The sequence below is a fragment of the Microbulbifer sp. SE14 genome, from assembly GCF_059834885.1.
This window is the reverse complement of sequence record NZ_JCBAJA010000019.1, coordinates 24,036-42,809: the sequence shown is the minus strand read 5'-3', so window position 1 is coordinate 42,809 and position 18,774 is coordinate 24,036. Positions and strand designations below refer to the sequence as shown.

Below are 18,774 nucleotides of genomic sequence, written 5' to 3'. Positions count from 1 at the left end.
AGCCCTTACCGCTCCCTCATCGCCTCGCTGGCACGGTTGATCGGCTTGACGAGGTAGTCGAATATGGTTTTCGATCCGGTTTTCACATCGACGGTCGCGACCATGCCCGGTACTATCGCAAACTTTTTACCCGCCTCATTCACCAGCGCATCGGAGCCCGTCAGGATAAAAACCCGGTAGTAGAATTCGTTGGGGTTGATCTCGTCCTGGATGGTATCCGGGGAAATGGTGGTGACCTTTCCGTCCAGGCCGCCGTAGATGGCGTAGTCGTAGGCGGTGATCTTGACCTTGGCGTGCTGCCCCGGGTGGATGAAGGCGATATCTCGCGGCGATATACGCGCTTCTATCAGCAGCTTGTCGTCGAGGGGAACTATTTCCATCAGCCGGCCATTGGGGGGAATGACCCCACCGATAGTGGTAACTGCGATATCCTTGACGATGCCGCGCACCGGCGAGCGGTGTGTCAGTCGCGTCAGGGAATCGGAACGCCCCTCCACCACTGAGGACAGCGCCTCGACCTCCGCACTGACATTGGCAAGCTCCTCCCGCGCCTGCACCATGTACTCCGAGCGCACCTCCTGGATTTTCAGTTCCAGTTCCGACTTCTGCCGGCTCAGGCGCAGCACCTCGACATTGCTGGCGGCACCGGAGCTCACCAGGGACCTGGTAATGGACAGCTCGCTCTCGATCAGCTTCAGGGACTCCCGCAGTCCTTTCAGGGACTCCTCCAGACCTTTCTGCCGGGTGACAAATAGCTTGGTTTCCTTGGCCTTCAGGTTGTCGTAGGGTGCGAGTTCCTCGGGAAAAACCAGGGCCGTACCATTGACCTCCGCTGTGAGCCTGGCGACGCTGGCCAGTGCCGCCCGGTATCTGGCCGCGCTCTCCTCTACATTGGAGCGGACTTTCGTCGGATCCAGTTGTGCCAGGACCTGGCCGCGCTCGACGATATCCCCCTCCGCGACTTTCAATTCGGCCAGTATTCCCCCTTCCAGGGATTGGATGACCTGGGCGCGGGAAGTGGGAACGACCTTACCGGTACCGGAAGAGACTTCGTCCACCCGGGCGAAATAGGACCAGCCGACCAGGGCTGCTATCAGCAGGAAAAAAATCCACACAACCCGGGTGGAACGGACGATGGTGGCCTCGTCCACCTCGTCGCTGTAGTGCTGCTCTCCACTGTGATAGTCGGCCTCAAGCAGGGGAATGCCCTTGCCCCCCCCGGTTCCACCGCCACCGACCGTTTTGCCAGTCGCCATCAGGACACCTGCTCGCTTTCACGATGTTCGCGGTTGGCGGATTGAGACAACATCGCCAGTGCGTTTTCCTTGGTGTCGTCCACCACTATACGGCCGCCGTCCACCACCAGTATCCGCTCCGCCAGGTTCAAAATGCTGCTGCGATGCGTCGCCACCACCAGCGTGCGGTTTGCAGCCCACTCGTCCAGGCGCTGGATAAAGCGGCGTTCCGTCGCCTCGTCCAGTGACGCCGAGGGCTCATCCAGCAGCAGGATATGGGGCTGACGGATCAGCAGACGCGACAGCAGCAGCGACTGCCGCTGGCCGCCGGAAAGACCCAGGCCGCCTTCCAGGATCATATGGTCCAGGCCCCGGGGCATTTTCTGCACCAGCTCCAGCGCCCCACTCATATCCAGGGCCCAGAGAACTTCCTCGTCCGTAGCATGGGGCGCACCGAGGGTCAGGTTTTCCCGCAGGGTGCCGTGAAAGAGGCCGGCATTCTGGCTGAGCAGGCCGACGTCGCGGCGGATATCCGCCGGGTCTATATGCGCCATACACACGCCGTCCAGGTTGGCGCGGCCACTGCTGGCCTCCAGTGCGCCGGCCAGGGCCTGCAACAGGGTCGACTTGCCCGCGCCGTTTTTTCCCAGCACCGCTATGCGTTCCCCGGGTTCAATGGACAGCTCGGAAACCATCAGTGCCGGTTCGGCGTCACAGCCCCCATACTGGAAAATCGCCCGCTTGAAGTGGTATTCACCCCGAATCACCGGCTTGTGCACCCGCTTGCTGCCCTCCGGGTGGTCCACCGGCAGTTTCATGATCTCGTCCAGTCCCTGCAGCGCAAACCTGGCCTGCTGCCAGCGGCTCAGGACCTGGGTGACATGCGCCATCGGCGACATCATGCGCGAGCCGAGTATCGAGGCGGCCACCAGGGAGCCGGTAGTCATATCGCCGGACATCACCATGGGCGCGCCAAACAGCACTATCAGCGCGAACACGGAAGACTGGACGTTGTGGGTCCAGGTCATCAGCATGTTGACCAGGTAGCGCAACTTCAGGTTGGAATCCGCCGTCACCGCATTGTAGTGATTCCACTGACGCTGGAAGCGCTGCTCCGCCTGCAGGGCCTTGATATCCTCCATACCCTGGATGGTTTCCACCAGCATGGCATTGCGCAGTGAGGACTCGCGCATCGACTCGGCCGCCAGCTTGGCCAGTTTTCCCTGCACCAGCAGCCCGGGAATGATCAGCGCAAACACCGCCGCCAGGGGCACGAGCACCAGCGGGCCGGCAATCACCCACATCACCACCAGGAACAGCAGGAAGAAGGGCATGTCCGCCAGCGCCAGAATGGTGGTGGAGGTCACCATGTCGCGCACCCGCTCCAGCTCGCGGATCTGGGATATAAAGGTGCCAGTGGACTTGGGCCTGGCGGAATTCCGCAGGCGCACAGCATGGCCGAACACCTGGTCGGAAACGCGAATATCCGCGCGCTTGCCCAGTAGGTCGGTGATCCTCACACGCATGGTGCGCATGATGAAATCGAATACCACGGCCAGCATCACACCGCTGAACAGCACATACAGGGTCGGCATGGATTCCGCCGGTATCACCCGATCGTAGACCTGCCTGGCGAAGAGGATTCCGGACAGCGCCAGGGTATTGGCGACCGTCGTGGCCAACATGACGTGCCCATAGGGTTTCAGGTCGCGCAGGATGATTTTGCGGAACCAGTGCTTGTTGTCCGGCTTGATATAGTCGTCGACCCGCGCATCCGTGACCGTCTTCGCAGGGCGTAACACCACAACCTGGGAAACCTGCCCGGCAATGCTTTCGGCACTGATGCTGCTCTGCAGGCCCTGGTCACCGCTGTAGAGGACACCGAGGCTGCCGTCGCCGGCAATGGTTTCGACAACCCCCACCTGTCCGTCCTTGAACTGGACGACCAGCGGCAGTCGCCAGGGTGTGAGAAGGGATTCCTCATAGCGGGCAAACTTGACCGTCAGGCCGGCCTGCCTGGCCATATGTCGGATCAGGTTTCCGGTGGACTCCTCCCCGCTCCAGTGGGCGGAGATGCGCACATTTTCCGCCGAGTATTCCAGGCGGTAGTGCCGGGCAACCGCCAGGATGGCGTCCAGCCAGGGAGCGTAGTCCAGCTGTTCACCGGTTGCCTGTAGCGGCTGGAGAGTCGCTTCCGCACCCGCAATTTCACTCTCGCTCACGGTAGCACCTCCACGCCCTGTATCTCACGGCCCTCAAGCTGGAAGACCCTCCTGAGTTCGCCAAGGTTATAGAGGCAGTCTATTTGAAGTCGGTTCAGATCATAGCGGGTATTGTTTTTTTCCAGGCGCGCCTGGTGCAGCTCCTGCTCGGCATTGAGCAGATCCAGCAAGGTGCGGGTGCCGAGAGAGGAATACTGCTTCCTGTAAAGGTCCCGGGTCTCGGCAATTGCCCGCTCGCGCGCACTGAGAATGGACAGGCTTTGCGTCAGTCCACTGGCCTCTTCCTGTGCCGCGAGAAGATCCTGCATCACCGACAGGCGCGCCGCGTCTTTCGCCGCATCTGCAGCGCGCAGCGCATAGACGGTGGACTGCTTGTTGGCCGAGATCCTGCCTCCCTGGTATATCGGCATGGACAGGTTCAGGAAGATCGCATTTTCATTCTGGTCCAATGCGTTGGCATCCACATACTGCTGGTCGAGATAGTTGTTGACGCTGGCATCCAGCGAGAGTGTCGGCCAGGCCCCCGCTTTCGCCTCTTCCATACGCGCCATGGCCTCTGCCCGCGACGCCTCGGCAATCAACACTTCCGGCACGGCGGGAAGCTCCGGCGATTCCGCCTGACAGGCATCACTGACAGGTACCGGGATATCCATGGACATGCTGAAACGGTTGCGACTGCCCATCAGGTACTGCAGGGTGCTGCGCCAGCGGTTGAGTTGTGCCTGAACCTGCTGCCTGGACGCACGGGCGGCTTCCATACGGGACCGGGCCTGGAGTACATCGGAGCGGGAGCTCGCGCCCCTGTCGCTGCGCATTTGCACCAGGGAGGCAATGGCGGAGACACCTTCGATCTGCTCCTGGGCAGTTTTCAGCAGCGCCTGGTAACGCTGCACTTCGATGGCCGCCTGGGCCGCGTCGCGGGCCACGGTATCGATCGATTGCAGCACCCTGGCCCGGGAGCGCCTCATACCCGCAGTCGCCAGGTCGACTTCACTGGACACCTTGCCGAAGTCATAAAGCATCTGCGATGCATAGATCTGGACCACATGGCCGTCACCATCGCTGTCGTCTTCGGTGTCGCGCCCGGCGACGAAATTGACACCAACTTGCGGGAAGTAACCGGCCTTGGCCGCCCGGACATTCTCCTGTTGCTGATGCAGAGCCCCGACGGACTCGGAGATGCTGGGGTGCCACTCAACGGCTCGATGAACCGCACTGACAAGATCCAGCTCTTGGGCAGCCAGCCCATCTCTTAGGGGGAGGTACGTCCCGGTCGGCGATTGAACCACTTCCGACTGCAGCGCCGTCGGGCTGACAACTTCCATATCTTCCGCCCGGGCCTGATGCATCCATAAAAACATCGCCGAAGAGAGCGAAACCATCCATAGTCGCTTTATTCGATTCACTACTCGCTTACCGTTGACAACTGTTTATATCGGGCTGTCGCCACACTGGGCCGGCATACCTAATTTATAGAATTCCGCTTTCCAGTCTAGTCCAACAAAAACACCGGGCCTTGCGGCCCGGTGTGTTTCGGCATCAATCTCCTCTATGAATTCATACGTCATTGAACCCGTTTTGCTGCCACAGATCCTGGAGCTGGTCATCCGTCTGTGCATGCATCGCGGTATCCATTTGGCTGTCGCACCCGCTGGAGATATCCAGTGGCGGAGGCAATCCGTCACCTTCACCCTGTGCGAACAGTGAGTCGCTTTCCGTACCGGGCTCATCCACCAGATCCGCAAAGTTCAGTGTTGGCGGATACGAATCGTGGCCGCCTGGCCCGACATCCTCGGCACTGCCGCCGCCGTCCGGCCACAGCTGGGTATCGGCATCATCCGCGAAATCGAACTCTGCATCGTAGAGCGAGACAACATCGCCGCCGAACTCGTCGACGAGGGTGAAGTCGCCTCCCTGGAGGGCAAGCTGCCCCGACGCTGTCACAGAGTCGCCGTGACCAAGGAGTTCATCGAGGCAATCCCATATCGCCTCATTGACCTCTTCTACGGCGGCATCCACCAGGTCATAGATCACCTCTGAATCGCGGCCACCGCTCTCGATGTAGTCCGACAGGTCCTCGGTCAGCTCCTCGGTTACGGACTCCACGAGTTCGAAGAGGTCCTCTAGGCAGTCATCCGCGTCAGAGTCGGCATCCGCGTCAGCGTCGGCGTCGGCATCGGCATCGGCATCCGCATCCGCGTCGGCATCCGCATCCGCGTCGGCATCCGCATCGGCATCCGCATCGGCATCCGCATCGGCATCCGCATCCGCGTCGGCGTCCGCATCGGCATCGGCATCCGCATCCGCGTCGGCGTCCGCATCGGCATCCGCGTCGGCATCCGCGTCGGCATCCGCGTCGGCATCCGCATCGGCGTCCGCATCGGCGTCCGCATCGGCATCCGCGTCGGCATCCGCATCGGCATCGGCATCCGCATCGGCATCCGCGTCGGCGTCCGCATCCGCATCCGCATCGGCATCGGCGTCCGCATCGGCATCTGCGTCGGCATCCGCATCGGCATCCGCGTCGGCGTCCGCATCCGCATCCGCGTCGGCATCCGCGTCGGCATCCGCGTCGGCGTCCGCATCCGCATCCGCGTCGGCATCCGCGTCGGCGTCCGCATCCGCATCCGCATCCGCATCTGCGTCCGCATCGGCATCCGCATCCGCATCGGCATCCGCATCTGCGTCCGCATCGGCATCCGCATCTGCGTCCGCATCGGCATCCGCGTCCGCATCGGCATCCGCGTCCGCATCGGCATCCGCATCCGCATCGGCATCCGCATCCGCATCCGCATCCGCATCCGCATCCGCATCGGCATCGGCATCGGCATCCGCGTCGGCATCCGCGTCCGCATCGGCATCCGCATCCGCATCGGCATCCGCATCCGCGTCCGCATCTGCGTCTGCATCGGCATCCGCGTCGGCATCTGCATCTGTGTCTGCGTCGGCATCCGCATCCGTGTCGGCGTCTGCATCACCATCCGTAGGTGTTAACGGTGGCGGCTTCGGCTGATCCGACGGAGGCGGAGGCGGAGGCGGAGGCGGCGGAGGTGATGGCGGAGGAGGGGGCGGTGGCGGCTCTGGGGGAGGCCCCAGGTCATCGCCGTCATCGTCGTCCGCAATCGCAATCGCCGCAACCAGTCCAAGCGCAACCAACCCCGCGATCAGCCAGGGGGACGCTCCGGCACTTGAAGCGGCAACAGGTGCACCTACCGGGATCACACCTCCGGCAGGGCCCGCCGCCATGGAGAAAATGGTTCCCGGATCGCCGGACATTGCCAACAGCACGGGGCCATCCTCACCATTGAAGGCCAGTTCGCTGTGGACGCCTTCTTCGTCAACCCTGAAAAAGTTGGCAATGACTAAGCTCTCTCCAGACTTCAGAATGATGACCAGGTCGAAACCGTTCCTGGCATAAGATGCAATCTCGTCTAAGCCCACCGGAAGTACTACGAGCCCGGGAGAAGATAAATTCAGGTTCTCGAGTGGCAGCTCTTTAACCGAGCCGGTTTGTTTGTCGAAAATCTTTGAGATCATTCCTTCACCTACCACTTACATCAAGTGAAAATAAATCCATCTACACACTGGATTGCAGGCTGACACTCCATCTGCTATTAGGGGATTATTGCATGGCGTGATTTCAATCCTTGCTGTGTCTACTCCTCTCTTCCTTGAGCAATTAATGAATAAAATTTGAACAGATAGTTATGGTATGGACTGATATAAGGGACTTTTCAAGCACAGAAAAGACGTTAGTTACGCCAGCTACTCAATTTTTTTATGCAAAATTGAATCCGGACAAATTGCCCTTGAGCGCAGACTTTATGAAGTGTCCGGTTTCTTTCCCCAGCAGAAAAACCGGGCCTTTCGGCCGGGTATGTCGGCTCTACTTTTCTGGCAAAACTTCTGGGTGGTGGAATCCGGGCTGCATCACATCCGGAACCGGTCTGGCGAGGAACTCCGCGTCATAGAACTCGACGAGATCACCTGTAACGAAGAGTCTTGGTTATGGATGAGACGGGAGTAAAAACAGCGCCCGCTATACTGAACTGACCAGCCATGGATCGAAGTACAAAAAGGACCAGGACGTCTTCAATGAACAGTGACGCGGACATCGGAAACCTTTATGACAGCAAGAGAAAAAATACCCCGCTAGTGGACACCCCGGCAGGGCCGATAGTTGGCAAAGTCGATAAAAAGACAGGAGTGTACCGGTTTCTCGGCATTCCCTATGCCCGCCCTCCCGTCGGGGAGTTGCGCTGGCAGCCACCGCAACCGCTGCCGCCCGGGCAGGCTCCGTTCAACGCCTTTGACTTCGGCATGCCGGCGGCACAAAACCCCTCGGCGCTGATCGAAGTGCGCGGCCCCAAAGGCGAGCCGCCGGAAAACGAAGACTGCCTGTATCTGAATATCTATGCGCCGGCGGACTCGGACGGCAAAAAACTGCCCGTAATGCTCTGGGTACACGGCGGCTCCTTCTATATGGGGTCCGGCTGCCAGGAGATCTACAACGGCTGCCGCCTGGCGGCCAGTGGACGCGCCATTGTGGTGACCTTCAACTACCGCCTGGGTGCTCTCGGTTTCCTGCGCCTGCGGGATATCAGCGATATTCCCGCCAGCGGCAACGAGGGGATTCTGGACCAGATAGCGGCACTCGAGTGGGTGCACAAAAATATTTCCGCTTTCGGCGGCGATCCGGACAATATCACCCTGTTCGGTGAATCCGCCGGTGCCATGAGCATCGCCGCCCTGCTGGCCGCGCCCCGCTGTCGCGGCCTGTTTCGGCGCGCCATAGTACAGAGCGGCAATCCCCGCGCCATGCACTCCCGGGACAGGGCGAACAACCTGGCGCAGGCGTTTATCGAGCATCTGGAGCGGATTGGCGGTGGAAATTCGCTGCACCGCGCCAACACAAAAAGCCTGCTGCAGGCACAGCAAGCAGTACTGTCAGACCCACGCATGGAACAGAGCTGGGGCCAGCTGCCTTTCAAGCCGGTGCTCGATGGCGAGCTGCTGGATATCGAGCCGTTGGAGGCGCTACGCAGCGGCAGCGGCGCCGATGTTTCACTGCTGCTGGGCAGCAACCTCGATGAGTGGAACCTGTTCAGCGCGATCAATCCCGAGAGCTTTACCCTGGACGACCGGCAGATACGCGCGCGCCTGGAGTGGCTGCTGCCACAACAGGCGCTCGATCCGCTGCTGGATCACTACTACCGGCTGGCCAGGAGTATGAATGGGAACCCCTGGCCCGAGTGGAGCCGCACCTGGAACCTGCTGCTCACCGACATGGTGTTCACCCTGCCCGGCCTGCGCCTGCTGCAGGCGCACGGCGGTGACCGTTACCACTATCACTTTGCCCAACCGCTGGCGGCCCAGCCCATGCTGGGCGCCTGCCACGCGGTTGAGCTGGGCTATGTGTTCGGCACTCACGACGCGGAGTCCCTGCAGCCCCTCTACGGCGGCGAGACCGAGGCGCACAAGCTGAGTGGCGCCATGAGAGAGGCCTGGCTCAATTTCGCTGAATGCGGCATCCCTGGAGACGACTGGCCCGCTTTTGACCGAGGCCACAGCCGCCGCTTCGGCGATCACCCCTCGGCACGCCCCTTCGATACGGCGGAACTGGCGGCCCTGTGGCAAGATATACCAGACGACTTGCTGAACGGTTATCTCTAGTCTCAATGACGAAAATACTATTGATTCGCCACGGCGAGGCCGCGAAAGGCCCGACGATTCCGGATCCGGAGCTGACCGAGCTGGGGCGCAAGCAGGCGGAAAAGCTCGCCCGGGAACTGGCCCCCACCAAGCCGGTTACACTGGCAAGCAGCCCAAAAATCCGCGCACAGCAGACGGCACAGCCATTGGCGGAACTCTGGCGGCGCTCTGTGTTGCTGGAGGCTGCTGTGAGCGAAATCCCCTCCCCCCTGGGAATGCCGCTCAGTGATCGCGCACAGTGGATCCGGGCTTTGCTGGACAGAGACTGGGATGAAGGCGATATCAGGCAGAGGGACTGGCGCCGGGGTATAGTGCAATACCTGCTCGGCCTGGAAGAGGACACGGCGGTCTTCTGCCATTTCATGGTGATCAACTCGGTGGTGGCGCATATTCGCGGCAACCGGCGGATTCAGCAGTTCCGGCCGGATTATGCCTCGGTGACGGAACTGCGCCGGGAGGGGGACGCGCTGGAACTGGTGCGGCTGGGAGAGGAAAAGCGCAGCCACATTCTGTAGGAGCCGAGGCCCGCGACTACCCGGAGCCGGACCGAAAAGTCCCCATCCGACAAGACCCCTGCATAAAATGCAATATATTCAATAACTTATGCTCCATTTGACAGAAATTCAACCTTATGGTTGAATTTAATCATGAATCAACTCGACAGCGCACTTTCCGCTCTCTCCCATGAGTCCCGACGGGCAATCATCGCCCGCCTGTCGAGCGAGGGGCCCGCGCGCGTAACCGAGATCGCGGAGCCATTCGATATGTCGCTGAATGCGGTTTCAAAGCACCTCAAGGTTCTCGAGCATGCCGGGCTGGTCCGGAGAACCAGGGTGGGGCGCGATCACGTTATAGCTTTTGACCCAAAACCCCTGAAGGAGATCGCGCGATGGATTCACTCCTACGAGAAATTCTGGACCCAGCACCTGGATCGCCTTGAGGAATATTTTGACAGCAAAAATGGATGACTGCGGAATGAACCAACAAGCAAAAACCACGGAAATCAATCTTACCCGGAAGATCAATGCCAGCCCGGACGAGGTGTTTGAGGCCTGGCTGGACAGTACAAGCCCGGGAAGCCCCTGGTTTGGCGTGCCCAAGGCGATAGTCAACCCGCCAGAAGTCGACGGTCTTTTCTACAGCATGTACCAGCTGGAAGGCCGGGAGGTAGCGCACTACGGCCGCTTCATCACTCTCGAAAAACCCCACAGGATCCGACACACATGGGTTTCCGAGGCAACCCGGGGGATGGAGTCGGTCGTGACTCTGTCTTTCGAAGCCGTAGAAGGAAAAACCCAGGTGCACGTGAATCACACCAATATACCCGATGACGAAGAGGGGCTTCGCCACGAGCACGCGTGGGGGTATGTCCTGGCGAAAATGCGGGCCCGTTTCGGGAAGGAAGGCACTGAATAGCATTAGAATCCAGAACAAGGATTAAAGAGGCATATCCGGAAGTATCTAGCGGACCAATAAATTTTCTGTAAGGAGACGAATCGTGAATATTTTCTTGTGGGTCCTTCAAGTTGTTCTCGCGCTGCATACCGCCGTGGGCGCGGTATGGAAGTTTTCCAATTCTGAACAGGCCGTGCCTTCCCTGAAAGCGATCCCTCACGGGCTCTGGCTTTCGCTGGGCGTGTTTGAGCTGCTTTGCGCCCTGGGCCTGGTCCTCCCGATATTCTATAGGCCGCTGGCCATCCTGGCTCCTATCGCGGCGATCTGCATCGCCGCGGAAATGTTTCTCTTCTCCGGTTTGCATATTCTTTCAGGCGACAAAACCTACGGCTCTATAGCTTACTGGCTTGTCGTAGCAGCCATATGCCTGTTTATTGCCTACGGCAGACTGGTACTGAGACCTCTTTAACTGGCCCCAGAGATGGTGAGCAACCACTCCAGGCAGCCCGAAGCTCACATTACACCGGAGCATCAACCAATGAACAGAGTAAATCCCAAGGTCGACACATATTTAAGCAAGGCCAGGAAATGGCAGAGAGAAATGGAAAAATTGAGAGCGATTGCCCTCGATTGTGACCTGACCGAGGAATTGAAGTGGGGCAAGCCCTGTTACACCTTCCGGGAAAACAACGTCATCATACTCCAGGGCTTCAAGGAGTCCTGTGCAATCCTGTTTACCAAGGGCGCTTTATTAAAAGACCCAGATGGCATACTGGAGAAACCCGGACAGAGTACGCAGGGGGCACGCCGGATTCCGTTTACCAGTGCCCAGGACATTGTTGATATGGAAATCACCCTGAAAGCCTATATCCGCGAAGCCATTGAAGCGGAGAAGGCCGGGCTGAAAGTGGCCTTCAAAAAGAACCCGGAACCCGTGCCCGAAGAACTTCAAAGCAGACTGGACGCCGACGCCGCCTTGAAAACCGCCTTTGAAGCCCTGACGCCGGGACGACAGAGGGCGTACATCCTGTATTTTTCGGGAGCCAAGCAGTCCAAAACCCGCGAATCGAGAATTGAGAAATGTATGCCGAGGATTCTCGATGGAATGGGGTTAAATGATTAGAAGCTGTTTCATAACGTAACGAGCGGGAGGCTGGTGGTGGCCGCCGGAGCGCAGGAAGCGGAGTGTACTCTAGTGCATGAGCATTGCGACCGGGCTGGCGCACCAGCACCGCCGGACGCCGCCAGGCGCCCGCACAGTAGTTATGAAATAGCTTCTAGTAGATTCGCTTGCAAGGTTCGCCTACCAGGCTCAGTGCTGTTGAGTTAGGCCGGTTTTGTAGGAGCCTGCTTGCAGGCGAACGGCTACGGGACTCTGCTCCTGTTCGCCTGCAAGCAGGCTCCTACAGGTGTGCCGGGCCGGCACCCGGCGCATCAAGCCAGGCTTTTGCTGACCACCTCGTAGAGATCCGCAGACAGCCTGCCGGAATCCATCACCGACTGTAGCGCCCGTTGCATCCTTGTGCCCAGCTCGCCGCTGTATTTCTTCCAGCGGGTAAGGGGTATCACCAGCCGTGCGGCTATCTGCGGGTTGAGCTTGTCCAGGGTGATCACCTGCTCGGCGACGAAATCGAAGCCGCTGCCGTCGGCGCTGTGGAACCGGGTGAAGTTGCGGTTGGCGAAGCCGCCGATGACCGCGCGCACTTTGTTGGGGTTTTTCAGTTCGAAAGCCGGGTGCTGCATCAGCATGCGCACCGTTTCCAGGGTGCCCCGTTTGGCACTGCTGCTCTGCATGCCGAACCAGAGTTCCACCACCTGGGTGTCCCCCTGCCAGCGCCGATAGAAGCTCTCCAGGGCCGCGTCGGCACCGGCGTCGCTAGCGTGATTGACCAGCGAAGCCAGGGCCGCGGCGCTGTCGGTCATATTGGCGGCAGTGTCGAACTGGGCCTGGGCCAGGGCCAGCGCGTCCTCCTCTTCGGTGACACAGAGGTAGGCCAGGCAGGTGTTTTTCAGTCTGCGCTCGGCGATATCAGCGGCGTTGGGGCTGTAGGGCTTGTCTGTATGCAGCCGCTGGTAGCACTCCAACAGGTCGTCTTTCAGCGCCTCGGCCAGGACACCGCGGGCAAACTTGCGCGCGGCGATGATGGCCTCGGCGTCTATCTGCCCGGACTCCTCCGCCAGTGTCTGCTCGCTCGGCAGGGCCAGCATTTCCGCCACCAGGGCCGGATCCAGATCGCGGTTGCGCAGCACGCTGCGGTAGGCTTCCACCAGTTCCGGCTGCAATTTCAAGGCCTCGCCCCGGCGGTATACCTGTTGCAGTTGCTCCAACGCCATAAAGGCCAGGCGCTGGCTGGCGTCCCAGCGGTTGAACTCGTCGGAATCGCGGCGCATCAGGAACAGCAACTGCTCCGTGCTGTAGCCGTAGCGCACCTTGACCGGCGCCGAGAAGCCGCGCAACAGTGACGGCAGCGGTTTTTCTGTGAGACCGCTGAAGTTGAAGGTCTGTTCCGCCTCGGTCACCTGCAGCACCATCTGGGTGGTACCGGCGGCATCCAGTGGCAAATCGCCGCCGTCGGCGCCCAGCAGGCCGATCGCCAGCGGGATATGGAAAGGCAGCTTCTCCTCCTGGCCCGGCGTGGGCGGGCAGGACTGCCTGACGGTCAGGGCATAGTTGCCGCTGGCCTCGTCGTAGGCATCGGTCACCTCCAACACCGGGGTGCCCGCCTGGCTGTACCAGCGGCGGAACTGGGTCAGGTCGACGTCGTTGGCATCCTCCATCGCCACCACGAAATCCTCGCAGGTTACCGCCTGGCCGTCGTGGCGCTCGAAGTAGAGGTCGCTGCCTTTACGGAAACCCTCGGCGCCCAGCAGCGTGTGGATCATGCGCACCACTTCCGCGCCCTTCTCGTACACGGTCAGGGTGTAGAAGTTGGAAATCTCCATATAGGAATCCGGGCGCACCGGATGGGCCATGGGGCCAGCGTCCTCGGCAAACTGGGCGGTGCGCAGCATGGACACATCCTCGATGCGCTTGACCGCGCGGGAGTTCATATCCGCCGAGAACTCGGCGTCGCGGAATACGGTAAAGCCCTCCTTCAGGCTCAGCTGGAACCAGTCGCGGCAGGTGACCCGGTTGCCGGACCAGTTGTGGAAATACTCGTGGCCGACGATGGACTCGATGCGCTGGAAAGTAGTGTCGGTGGCCGTCTCCGGGCTCGCCAGCACGCAGGCGGAGTTGAAGATATTCAGGCCCTTGTTTTCCATGGCGCCCATATTGAAGTGATCCACAGCCACGACCATAAAGATATCCAGGTCGTACTCGCGTCCGTAGACGGCTTCGTCCCAGCGCATGGCTTTCTTCAGCGAGCGCATGGCGTGGTCGCACTTACCGATATTCTTCGCCTCGGTAAATATCTGCAGCTTCACCTGGCGGCCACTGGCAGTGGTATAGCTGTCCTCCACCTGCTGCAGGTCGCCGGCCACCAGGGCGAACAGGTAGGCGGGTTTGGCGAAGGGGTCCTCCCAGGTGACGAACTGGCGCCCGTCCTCGGTGGTGCCCCGCTCTATCTCGTTGCCGTTGGACAGCAGCACCGGGTACTGGCGCGGCGCCACTATGGTGGTGGTGAACTTCGACATCACGTCCGGGCGGTCCGGGTAATAGGTGATCTTGCGGAAGCCCTCCGCCTCGCACTGGGTGCAGTACATGCCGTTGGACAGGTAGAGGCCCTCCAGGGAGGTGTTGTCCTCCGGGTTGATGCGGTTGTGGATTTCCAGCACAAACTCCGGCGATTCCACCGGGACCGACAGCCCCTCCGGCAGCTCGCGATAGCGGCTGGCGGGCACCAGCTGGCCGTCGATGGAGACGGACAACAGCTCCAGCTCCAGGCCGTCCAGCAGCAGCGGCGGCAGCCCCTCCCCGGCGTCCGGATTGCGGCGGATCTTCAGCTGCGACTTGACCAGGGTGGCCTTGGGCTGCAGTTCGAAGTGGAGCCTTGTGCTGTCGACCAGGTAGTCCGGTACCCGGTAATCCTTCAGGTAAACGGTGCGGGGTTGGGCGTCTTTCATAGCAATTACAGGGGTATTCCGTTCTGACAAACCGAGCCTCCACCGGGAAGCCGGCGGGGAAGATACCCACTATATAGATTTCGCTGCCACTGCCAAGGGCGCGGCGACGAGATTCAAGACTATCAGTACCGGGCCGGTTAAACTGGCACTACTCGCCCCGGCGGGACTCGGAAAATACGCAGGTTGGGCTGAGCGCAGTGACGCCCGACCTACAATCCATATCAGCGCCAATATCCGGTCAATCGAGGTGCCCCGTGCGAAAATCCCGCCTTATTTCACTCGCCGTAGTGCTGCTGTTGGTCGCAGCCTGCAGCTGGGTCTGGTGGGACGGGGACCGGCTGGCGCCGAAGCTGGTCAATCCCCTGCTGGAAGGCAGCCGTGTCGAGGGGCTGAACGGCTTGCAACTCGGCCTGGAGAGGCTCTCCATTGAGCGGCTGCGGCTCTCCCTCAGCTCGGGCGCACAGCTGCAACTGCGCGATCTGCGGTTGCGGCACCCCTGGAGCCTGGTTTTTTCCGCCGGGGAAAACCGCAGCCAGCTGACAATCGCAAGCCTGGCTTACACGCCCGCAGCAACCGAGGCAGGGGATCCGCCATCGGAGACGGCTGCAGAGACGCCCTCTCCGCAGGATGTCAGCCTCAGCGAATCGATACAACTGCTACAGAGGTACCTGCCGGAGAAGTTGCTGGTAGAGGAGTTGAGTTTGCAGGGCGCTGACGCCCGAGGCGGACGACTGGAGCTCATCCGGAATTTCGAAAAGCAGGCCGTCCACGCGAACTTTTCCAGTCGGGGGCAACAACTGTCTGTGCAACTCCAGCTGCGCAACAGACAGCTGGAAATCACCGCGCAGCTGGATACGGACCGGCAGAGCCGCGCCCTTTCATTGACCGGCGAGCTGGTACAGGACGAAGCCGGCCAGTGGCGCGGCACAGCGCAACTGCAATCCGACCTGCAGCAGATCAAGGGCCTCCCCCTGCCCGCAAACCTCGACGAGATTGCCGCGGGCGCGACAGGGAAGTTGTCCGCCAGCATCCGCGCTCAGCTGCCGGATCAAATTCTCCAGTTTGGTGAATACCGGGAGGTTTCGCTGGGACTGCAGAGTGAGTCCGTGCGTATTCCACTACCCAAAGGGCTATTGGATGGGGAGATCAATGCTACCGTGTCCACCACCGACCCGATTGCCGTCAGGCTCAGCTCGCTGCACCCCCTGCGGCCGGAGGACTTTTCCGGCAGCGGAACCATCGACCTGACCCTCCGGGGTGAGCAGGCTGCCGGCGCGCAGCCGCCGCTGCTTCGGGCCAGATTCGACACCAGCACAGCCCAGGGAAGGCCGGCGCTCGATATTGACGGCACTCTCGATCTCCAGGCTGCCAATCCACTGCTGGCGTCCCCGGACTGGCAGCAAAAGTTCGCACCCCTTTCGCTGGATTCGGCGGACGGGGTAATAAGTTTCCGTGGATCGGCAAAACTGATACCGCTAACCGAGCTCAGAGACGATGGACAGAGCTGGCTGGACGATATCAACCTGGCCCTGCTGCCGGAGAGCCGCGCGAGCCTCACCGTCGCCGCGGGCGATGATGCTGATTCAGGGCTGGCACAGCTCGGCTGGCGGAGAGGATCGGTTGAAATCCAACTGCCGGAAGTGCTGGCCCTGCAGGCCGATCAGTGGCCCGGTGAGCTCCACATCGCAGGCAAGGCGGTGAAACTGAAGGCACAAGAAGAGCGGCAAAAAACCACCATCGTCTCCCAGCTGCAACGGCTAGACTGCCGTATCACCGATGGGACCAGCTGCTCGCTGGAACTGAGCGCCGAGTCACCGGAACTGGTCAGGGAGGCCAACAAACTCTCCATAGGAAAACCCTCGGTCGGTACACAGGTCGAGCTGGCGCTGAAAGGAGATCACCTGCGGTGGCAGCTCCGGCAAATAGAATTCCGGGCGGAAAACATCACTCAGGATTCGGTAGAAATCGAGCAGTTGTCCCTGCAGTCCCCTCAACTGGAATGCACTTTCGCCAAGGGGAAGCCGATTTGTGAGAGTGCGGAACTGACAGCCAACGTCTCGATGTTAAAGGCTCCCGAGCTGCAATCCTCGGGCTCCCTGATTTTCGAAAATCTGCAATTCAGGCGGGTGGGCGACCAGCCCTCTTTAAGTGCCGGCTACCGCTCGGGCAATCTCAAGCTGCAGGTCCAGGGCCGCTACAAACTGGACGCCACGCTGGAAGGCGACCTGGCGTTAAACGGCGATACCCTCACCGGGAAGGGCCAGGTCCTGATGGGCGCCATGCGGCTGCAGACCCAGTGGCGACACGACCTGGAAGGCAACAAAGGCGGCGCAAACTTTACCCTGGCACCCGTGGAATTCAGCCGGACGCAATCACTGGGCCAATCGGTGCAGGGGCTACCGGTGGATATAGTCGCCGGCACCCTTTCCGCCCGGGGGCGTTACTCCTGGCCGTCGGCACAAGAGGATTCTATCCATATGCAGCTGGAAGAGGTGGCGGCAGTCCACGGCGACAGCTTCGCGGCAGGCCTTCAAGGGGATATTTCGCTGCAGCGGCAGGGGAAGTTATGGATCACGGACGGACCTCAAGCAATACGGCTGGATACATTGGACGTGGGACTGTCGATCGAGAATATCCACTTTTCCCTGGCGCTCGACGAAAAACAGGACCTGACCCTCAGCACAGTGAGCGCGGAGCTGCTCGGCGGCACCCTGGAGTCTCCGCAGTTGATATGGAACCTGGCCGGTGAAGAGCGCAGAAGCCAGGTCCGCATCGATGGCATCTCCCTCAGGGAACTGACCCGGGAGATGGAGGCGGAGAACTTCGCCGCCACTGGCATCCTCGACCTGCAGATCCCCCTGGTTACCAGCGCCGAGGGGGTAACCGTGAAACAGGGGCAGGTAAAGGCCCGCCCCCCAGGCGGCCGCCTGCGCTACTACGGAGCCTTCTCCGCCGAAATGCTGTCCAGCAATCCACAGCTGAAACTGCTCGCCGGGGCCCTGGAGGACTACAACTACCGGGAACTCTCCGGCACACTGGAATACCCGCCCAGCGGCGACATGCAGTTGCAACTGAAGTTGGTGGGACGCAGCGAATCGGTGGCCGCGGACCGGGACCTTGTCATAAACCTGAACCTGGAGAACAACGTCCCCGATATGCTGCGCTCGTTGCAGGCGAGCCGGGACCTGACGGAAGCGCTGGAGAAGCAGGTTCGGTGACACTACTCACCCCCCGTTGCCAGTAAGAGAAGCCTGGGCGGCCTGCTACCGGTGGAAGTTTGCGGGACACGGACTAGGCGCCCCCCTCAATACATCCCTGTAGGCTTGGCAGCGAGGTCCCCCTCGCTGACAAAACGGCAGGATTGCCGTTTTGGACGCCGAAGGCGCCCAAAGGGCGAGGGCCATGGATGGCCCGAGTCACTGTCCCGCAAACTTCCCCCGGCATCAGGACCTTCGTATCAAGCTATGGCATTCTTTTCCGGGTCCCGAGCAGTTATGTTTGGTGAACCCGATCGAAACACACGGATTCAGATTGGGTTAAGCTAGGCCCGCTACAATGACCCTGATGTTTAACCCTGAGGAGCGTCAGATGACGACCACCAGACTGATTCCCGCACTGCTGCTCTGCGCCACGATTACCGCGGGGTGCACGCCGACAGTGGCGGTGCAGGCCCCCAGCGAGCCGATTACCGTCAACCTGAACGTAAAGATCGAGCACGAGATCCGCGTGAAGGTCGACAGGGAGCTGGACGACCTGTTCGAGGACAAAGAAGGCATTTTCTAAGGAGGCGAATCATGAAGCTTATCAAGACTGCCCTGCTGTGGCTGGGTCTGGCGATCGCACTGCCGGCCATGGCCATCACCCTGAACGAAGCCAAGAGCCAGGGCCTTGTGGGTGAGGCGAACAGCGGCTACATCGCCGTCGTGAACCAGAGTTCACCGGAGCTGGAAAGACTGGTGGCGGAGGTCAACGCCAAGCGCAAGGCGGAGTACGCGAGGATCGCCAAGCGCAACAATATCGACATCGCCCAGGTTGCGGCGCGCGCGGCTGAGAAACTGGAAGCCCGTGTGGCTCCCGGTGAGTACTACCAGGACAACCTCGGGCGCTGGGCGCAAAAATAGGCCGCGATACTGTGTAAGAGTCTA

Annotated in this window: 14 protein-coding genes; 9 read left to right on the top strand and 5 right to left on the bottom strand. The window is 60.7% G+C overall.

Annotated features, from left to right (window positions below; translation table 11 throughout):
* Positions 1 to 5: 5 nt before the first annotated feature.
* The 4 genes from AC6R19_RS14085 to AC6R19_RS14070 form a co-directional block, all read right to left on the bottom strand.
* On the bottom strand, positions 6 to 1,256 hold the full coding sequence (locus tag AC6R19_RS14085; protein ID WP_500580472.1) for an HlyD family type I secretion periplasmic adaptor subunit: 1,251 nt from the start codon (positions 1,254 to 1,256) through the stop codon (positions 6 to 8).
* Positions 1,256 to 3,457, bottom strand: a complete 2,202-nt coding sequence (locus tag AC6R19_RS14080; protein ID WP_500580471.1) for a type I secretion system permease/ATPase — start codon at positions 3,455 to 3,457, stop codon at positions 1,256 to 1,258. Before AC6R19_RS14080 ends, AC6R19_RS14085 begins: the two co-directional genes overlap by 1 nt.
* The gene (locus AC6R19_RS14075; protein WP_500580470.1) at positions 3,454 to 4,782 is read right to left on the bottom strand and encodes a TolC family outer membrane protein; all 1,329 of its coding nucleotides are present in this window, start codon (positions 4,780 to 4,782) and stop codon (positions 3,454 to 3,456) included. The genes AC6R19_RS14080 and AC6R19_RS14075 overlap by 4 nt, the downstream gene beginning before the upstream one ends.
* A 232-nt stretch (positions 4,783 to 5,014) precedes the next feature.
* Entirely contained in the window at positions 5,015 to 6,994 is a 1,980-nt protein-coding gene (locus AC6R19_RS14070) for a BapA/Bap/LapF family prefix-like domain-containing protein (protein WP_500580469.1), read from the bottom strand.
* A gap of 522 nt (positions 6,995 to 7,516) precedes the next feature.
* Here AC6R19_RS14070 and AC6R19_RS14065 point away from each other — a divergent pair.
* The 6 genes from AC6R19_RS14065 to AC6R19_RS14040 all read left to right on the top strand — a co-directional run bounded on the left by AC6R19_RS14065 (position 7,517) and on the right by AC6R19_RS14040 (position 11,687).
* On the top strand, positions 7,517 to 9,130 hold the full coding sequence (locus AC6R19_RS14065) for a carboxylesterase/lipase family protein (protein ID WP_500580468.1): 1,614 nt from the start codon (positions 7,517 to 7,519) through the stop codon (positions 9,128 to 9,130).
* A 5-nt stretch (positions 9,131 to 9,135) separates the two neighbouring features.
* The gene (locus AC6R19_RS14060; protein WP_500580467.1) at positions 9,136 to 9,684 is read left to right on the top strand and encodes a histidine phosphatase family protein; all 549 of its coding nucleotides are present in this window, start codon (positions 9,136 to 9,138) and stop codon (positions 9,682 to 9,684) included.
* A gap of 132 nt (positions 9,685 to 9,816) precedes the next feature.
* The gene (locus AC6R19_RS14055; protein WP_500580466.1) at positions 9,817 to 10,137 is read left to right on the top strand and encodes an ArsR/SmtB family transcription factor; all 321 of its coding nucleotides are present in this window, start codon (positions 9,817 to 9,819) and stop codon (positions 10,135 to 10,137) included.
* A gap of 7 nt (positions 10,138 to 10,144) precedes the next feature.
* Positions 10,145 to 10,585, top strand: a complete 441-nt coding sequence (locus AC6R19_RS14050; RefSeq protein ID WP_500580465.1) for an SRPBCC family protein — start codon at positions 10,145 to 10,147, stop codon at positions 10,583 to 10,585.
* An 82-nt stretch (positions 10,586 to 10,667) separates the two neighbouring features.
* Positions 10,668 to 11,033 (top strand): DoxX family protein, encoded by a 366-nt coding sequence (locus AC6R19_RS14045; RefSeq protein WP_500580464.1) that lies wholly within the window; start codon positions 10,668 to 10,670, stop codon positions 11,031 to 11,033.
* A 69-nt stretch (positions 11,034 to 11,102) separates the two neighbouring features.
* Positions 11,103 to 11,687, top strand: a complete 585-nt coding sequence (locus tag AC6R19_RS14040; protein ID WP_500580463.1) for a YdeI/OmpD-associated family protein — start codon at positions 11,103 to 11,105, stop codon at positions 11,685 to 11,687.
* A gap of 311 nt (positions 11,688 to 11,998) precedes the next feature.
* Here the strand turns inward: AC6R19_RS14040 and pepN are convergent, their stop codons facing one another.
* Positions 11,999 to 14,629 (bottom strand): aminopeptidase N, encoded by a 2,631-nt coding sequence (pepN, locus tag AC6R19_RS14035; protein ID WP_500580462.1) that lies wholly within the window; start codon positions 14,627 to 14,629, stop codon positions 11,999 to 12,001.
* A gap of 254 nt (positions 14,630 to 14,883) precedes the next feature.
* Between pepN and AC6R19_RS14030 the strand changes: the two genes are divergently transcribed.
* The 3 genes from AC6R19_RS14030 to AC6R19_RS14020 all read left to right on the top strand — a co-directional run bounded on the left by AC6R19_RS14030 (position 14,884) and on the right by AC6R19_RS14020 (position 18,750).
* The gene (locus AC6R19_RS14030; RefSeq protein ID WP_500580461.1) at positions 14,884 to 17,847 is read left to right on the top strand and encodes an intermembrane phospholipid transport YdbH family protein; all 2,964 of its coding nucleotides are present in this window, start codon (positions 14,884 to 14,886) and stop codon (positions 17,845 to 17,847) included.
* Between the two features lie 370 nt (positions 17,848 to 18,217).
* A complete protein-coding gene (locus tag AC6R19_RS14025; RefSeq protein WP_500580460.1) occupies positions 18,218 to 18,412 on the top strand; it encodes a YnbE family lipoprotein in 195 nt (64 codons plus the stop codon).
* 11 nt (positions 18,413 to 18,423) lie between these two features.
* On the top strand, positions 18,424 to 18,750 hold the full coding sequence (locus tag AC6R19_RS14020) for a YdbL family probable chaperone protein (RefSeq protein ID WP_500580459.1): 327 nt from the start codon (positions 18,424 to 18,426) through the stop codon (positions 18,748 to 18,750).
* The last annotated feature ends 24 nt before the right edge of the window (positions 18,751 to 18,774 follow it).